The sequence below is a fragment of the uncultured Lutibacter sp. genome, from assembly GCF_937891065.1.
GTDB lineage: Bacteria > Bacteroidota > Bacteroidia > Flavobacteriales > Flavobacteriaceae > Lutibacter.
In genome coordinates, this window is sequence record NZ_CALAEQ010000124.1 from 1 (window position 1) to 4,891 (window position 4,891).

The following is a 4,891-nucleotide window of genomic DNA, read 5'->3' on the forward strand; positions in this document are numbered from 1 at the left end:
AACACTCTCTATGAAATTGTCTAAATCAGTCCACTTTTTGCTGACGACTTACAATTTATACATATTAAAATTGGTTGACCAGTTTGGTTTACCAAATATATATATATTTGTGTATAAAACAAATGTTTTTCAAAAAAAATAAAATATACCTAAATTTATTTATTTTTGAAATAGTCTTTGAAAAGGTAAAATCCTAACAATAAACTCATCCTAAGAAATAACAAGAGCAGAAAAAGGATGCATTAATTATGAATTGCACCAAGATATTGAAAACGAAAACTTGTTTCTATTTTATGAAAATTGGGAAAATAGAGAATTATGGCAAATACATATGAATAACAAACATTTATCTGAATATATGAAAGTTACCGAAGGAGCTGTAGAAGAATTCACCTTAAATGAAATGACAAAAATTGATTAAAATTACTGAATTATAAACTTTAGGCAACTTTCTTAAATACTTTAGAAAAGTAAAAATTAGCTATAAGAGTAGAAGTATAAAATAAAAACAACGAGGCTATCTAAAAAGTGAAATTTTATGTCATATTGAGCTTGTCGAAATATTTTAACTAACTGATAATTACAGCTAACTTCGATAAGCTCAGTTTTACAAAACGAATTATATTCACTTTCTAGACAGCCTCTTCTTTAAAATTTTAAAAAAAATATTATAAATTCAAGAACTTAACATAAATCCACCCCTACTCACTTGTCATAATAAATAATGGATTCATCTCAAAACTATTATAATTAGGGCAAAGTCTATCTACATTATAGAATTTTTCAATGTTTACCACTTTTGATTTCCCTGTAACTACATCAATAGGGACATTGTCATAACGTCCATTTTTTAGAACTACTAATCTACCATGAATTCCTTTTAAAATTAAATCTAGCGCAAGATTTCCATAAGCCATAGGTACAATAGAATCAATGGCATCAGGATCACCACCTCTTACAAGATATCCCAATTTTTGATTTATGACATTCACCGTTTTTCCATTATTATAAACAGGAGACAGTTCTTTTAATCGTTGTGAAACTAATTCTCCAATACCACCCAATTTTGCGTGCCCAAATTGATCTTTATCGGCACCTTTAAACACCATTTCTCCACCTTCAAACATAGCGCCTTCTGACACTAATACCACTGAATATTTACTGGGGTTATCAAATCTGTCTTGAGCTAAAAGTTCAGCTAGATTTTCCATTTCAAATTTATATTCAGGAATTACACATCTGTGTGCCGCTCCAGCCATAGTTGGTAGCATAGCCGTAAAACCTGCGTATCTTCCAAAAACTTCTAATACTAAAAAACGTTCATGTGATCCAGCAGAAGTTCTTAAGGTATTCGTCATATTTATAGTTCTTGTGATACACGTACTAAAACCAATACAATAATCTGTCCCAGGAACATCATTATCCATTGTTTTTGGAATGGCAACCACTTTTACACCTTCTTGATATAAACGAACAGCATAACTTAAGGTATCATCACCTCCAATTGGAATTAAATAATCAACTCCTAAAAAATTTAAATTACTTAACACCACTTTGGTCATATCATTAAATTCTTCATTATAGGAATCTCTGTGCTGTTCTGGCACACTCGCTTTAGGTAAATGACTAGGACGTGTTCTTGAGCTATGTAAAAAAGTACCACCCGTTCTTCCCGTTTTATTTACAATTATCTGAGTCAATTCAACAAAATTATTACTATTATCAGCTTTAAGATCTTGCACTAATTCAACAATTCCTGCCCATCCTCGTCTCAATCCAATAACTCTATACCCTTCCCGTATTGCTCTAATGGTAATTGCCCTAATTGCTGGATTTAAACCAGGAACATCTCCTCCTCCTGTTAATATTGCTATTGTTCCTTTAAATTTATTTGCCATATAACTTACTTTTTTATTTTGATTGATGAATTTACAAAAAAAATACAATTAAATTCATACTTTTTTCTAAATTGTGTCAATGAAAGCTGTTACCGTAAAAGAATTAAAAACAGAATTAACAAACTGTTCAAATAGTGAAATAATTGAGCTTTGTTTACGCTTATCAAAATTTAAAAAAGAAAATAAAGAACTACTCACTTATCTATTATTTGAATCATCAAATGAAGAAGGCTATATTCAAAGTGTTAAAACTGAAATTGATGAACAATTTGAATTGATAAATACAAAAACATATTATTTCATTAAAAAAAGTGTTCGTAAAATATTACGGACAATTAAGAAATATATTAGATATTCAAAGAAGAAGGAAACAGAAATAGAATTGTTACTTTATTTTTGTAAAAAATTAATATGTTTCAAACCTTCAATAAAAAATAATACAGTGCTCAAAAATATTTTCACTCGAGAAATTGAATCCATTAGAAAGAAAATGACTTTACTGCACGAAGATTTACAATATGATTATGAATTAGAATTGCAACGGCTACTAAACTTATAAAAATTATATTACTCAATAAAAAAGATTCCGCCACCATCATATAAATAATCATTCCCTAAACAAATTACTTCTTGCTTATTTGAAGTGATATAATTGTGCAATTCCAATCCATTTTTATGTTTTAAAATATTACCTAAAAAAAAGATTTTATCTTTTAATCTTCCCATTGTTCCACCAATAAAACCATATTTGTGATCTCTAATTTTTATTTCTGAAGGTTCAAAATAAAAGTAATTTATAGCATTGCTCTTTAATGATTTTACAATTCCTAAATCTGAAGTAATCATTTTAGTAGCATCAATACCAAACAGACTGCAACGCACATACGATTGTGTTAATGCAATGGTTTTCTTTTTAACGCAATACTCTTCAATTGAATTGTCTGGAACTCCAACCTTACAGAAAAAATTATCATTCGTTGAAAAACAATTATATAAACTACTTTCTTCAACTGAATACCCAACATTTTTTATACCCACTGAATATTGAAGCTGCTTTTCATTTAAAAATTGAAATAATTCTTTAGGAGCATTTGGTGCTATTATAAGCTTATCTTTATCCTGAAACATAAAAATATCTGGATGCCCTGAAATAGCATTATAGGTTATATTTTCAGAAGAAAACTCAAAAATACCCTCAACATAATTGTTTAAATTATTTTTAATCTCTTCAGAACAACGTTTATCAATGATAGCATACATCTATTTCAAAATCTTTTAAAGTTGTATCTGCCATAAATTTAGCATCAAAACCTTTAATTTTTAAATCATTTCTATTTTTCCCTTTATAACCAATGGCATAATTTAACTGTTTTTCAGAAACTTTTATTGTTACAGCACCATCTTTTTCAATATTTTCAAAAAGAATATCATTCCATAAAGCAGACAAAACCATTTCTTTAAAAGAAGGATGAATTGGGCCTGCGATAAGTGATTTTCCAAGTTCTAATTCTTCAGATGGATGCAGTCCAACTCTTAATACTTTTATAGAAGTTTTGTTGAATATTTTAAGCACTTCTTTACTCCATAGAATTGCATCATTTAAAGAAAGAGCTTTATAATCACCGTTATTATACATTTTCTCTAACACGGTACCTTTCACTACAACTGTTGGATAAATACGAGTAGAATCTGCTTTTAAATTAACAATATCTTTTGCTGTTTGAATAGATAACTCTAACGTATCAAAAGGTAAACCAAGCATCATTTGTAAGCCAAGTTCTATATTTCTTTCCTTTATAAGTTTTGCTGCCTTTTTAATAACATCAAATTTATGCCCTCTACCCGATTTCACTAATACTTTATCGTTTGTAGATTGCGCTCCTAATTCAATGGCTGTAACACCGTATTGCACTAAAATATCTAATAATTCTTCAGAAATATAGTCTGGTCTGGTTGATAAACGAATACCTTGAACCTTACCACTCTCAATATATTTGTGAGCTTCTTTTAAATAAGCAATCATCTCTACTCTTGGAATCCCTGTAAAACTACCACCAAAAAAGGCAATGTTTATTTCTCTATTTTTAGGTATTGTTTCAAGATAAGAATCTATGATCTCAATTATTTCATTAGGTTTTGGGACTGTAAAAGTTGCACTAATTTTTTCTTGATCACAAAAAACACATTGATGAGGACACGCTAATTCTGGAATAAATATTGGGATATTACAATGCTTCATTAGTTGTATTAAATTTAAAAAAACCCATTTAAACTTACAAGTTTTAATTTTTACAAATTTAATACTAATTCCGTTTCTCAGCCAAAATATAATAGAAACTTCATAAAATAGAAAATGTATCGAAAACAGTATATTTTACTATTCTCGATACATTCTTTGTATTCAACTATTAAAACTTAATCTTGAATTAATTCATACCCTTGGTTGATTCCTTTTTCTATTGCAGGGACACCTCTTTCCATCCAAACTGGTTTTTTAGCACCTTTTAAATAATAGTCAAAAAATTGAGCCATTCTTATATTGAAATCTTTTCTGTTTTGCATTTTTAATGGCCAATGTGGCTCACCGTTATAATTTAAAAACCACGATGGTTTACCCAACCTTCTTAATGCCGTAAAAAATTCAATTCCCTGATACCAAGGTACGTGTCCATCAGCATCATTGTGCATAATTAACAATGGCGTATTTATTTTATCTACAGTAAATATTGGTGAATTTTCAATATAACGAGCAGGGAATTCCCATGGCGTACCTCCTATTCTACTTTGTGTATGCTCATATTGAAATTGTCTACTTAAACCTGTCCACCATCTAATTCCTCCATAAGCACTAATCATATTTGGCACAGGAGCTCCAGATTCTGCAGCTTTAAAAATATCTGTTTTTGTTACTAAATAAGCAATTTGATATCCTCCCCAGCTATGACCTTGAACACCAATATTATCTTTATCTATAAATCCTTTTTCTATAAGAG

General features: G+C 29.3%; 6 protein-coding genes. 2 read left to right on the forward strand and 4 right to left on the reverse strand.

All coding sequences use genetic code 11. The annotated features are described in order from the left end of the window. Nucleotides 1-217: 217 nt before the first annotated feature. Nucleotides 218-421, forward strand: a complete 204-nt coding sequence (locus Q0352_RS07175) for a putative quinol monooxygenase (protein WP_299525835.1) — start codon at nucleotides 218-220, stop codon at nucleotides 419-421. A 280-nt stretch (nucleotides 422-701) separates the two neighbouring features. Here Q0352_RS07175 and Q0352_RS07180 read toward each other — a convergent pair whose 3' ends face one another. After that, nucleotides 702-1,898 carry a 6-phosphofructokinase gene (locus Q0352_RS07180; RefSeq protein WP_299525820.1) on the reverse strand — a complete coding sequence of 399 codons (1,197 nt, stop codon included), beginning with the start codon at nucleotides 1,896-1,898 and terminating at the stop codon, nucleotides 702-704. A gap of 79 nt (nucleotides 1,899-1,977) precedes the next feature. Here Q0352_RS07180 and Q0352_RS07185 point away from each other — a divergent pair, with 79 nt between their 5' ends. Further along, a complete protein-coding gene (locus tag Q0352_RS07185) occupies nucleotides 1,978-2,457 on the forward strand; it encodes a hypothetical protein (RefSeq protein WP_299525823.1) in 480 nt (159 codons plus the stop codon). A gap of 8 nt (nucleotides 2,458-2,465) precedes the next feature. Here Q0352_RS07185 and Q0352_RS07190 read toward each other — a convergent pair whose 3' ends face one another. From Q0352_RS07190 to Q0352_RS07200, 3 genes are all read right to left on the reverse strand, one after another. After that, nucleotides 2,466-3,158, reverse strand: coding sequence for a DUF6873 family GME fold protein (locus tag Q0352_RS07190; protein ID WP_299525826.1), 693 nt, complete (start codon nucleotides 3,156-3,158; stop codon nucleotides 2,466-2,468). Beyond that, nucleotides 3,142-4,137, reverse strand: coding sequence for an elongator complex protein 3 (locus Q0352_RS07195; protein ID WP_299525829.1), 996 nt, complete (start codon nucleotides 4,135-4,137; stop codon nucleotides 3,142-3,144). The genes Q0352_RS07190 and Q0352_RS07195 overlap by 17 nt, the downstream gene beginning before the upstream one ends. A 176-nt stretch (nucleotides 4,138-4,313) precedes the next feature. After that, on the reverse strand, nucleotides 4,314-4,891 hold a 578-nt coding region (locus tag Q0352_RS07200), incomplete at its 5' end, for a prolyl oligopeptidase family serine peptidase (protein ID WP_299525832.1).

Excerpts from the sequence above, each read along its gene's own strand:
- Q0352_RS07180 (WP_299525820.1), bottom strand. The coding sequence starts at position 1,898 with ATGGCAAATAAATTTAAAGGAACAATAGCAATATTAACAGGAGGAGGA.
- Q0352_RS07185 (WP_299525823.1), top strand. The coding sequence starts at position 1,978 with ATGAAAGCTGTTACCGTAAAAGAATTAAAAACAGAATTAACAAACTGT.
- Q0352_RS07190 (WP_299525826.1), bottom strand. The coding sequence starts at position 3,158 with ATGTATGCTATCATTGATAAACGTTGTTCTGAAGAGATTAAAAATAAT.
- Q0352_RS07195 (WP_299525829.1), bottom strand. The coding sequence starts at position 4,137 with ATGAAGCATTGTAATATCCCAATATTTATTCCAGAATTAGCGTGTCCT.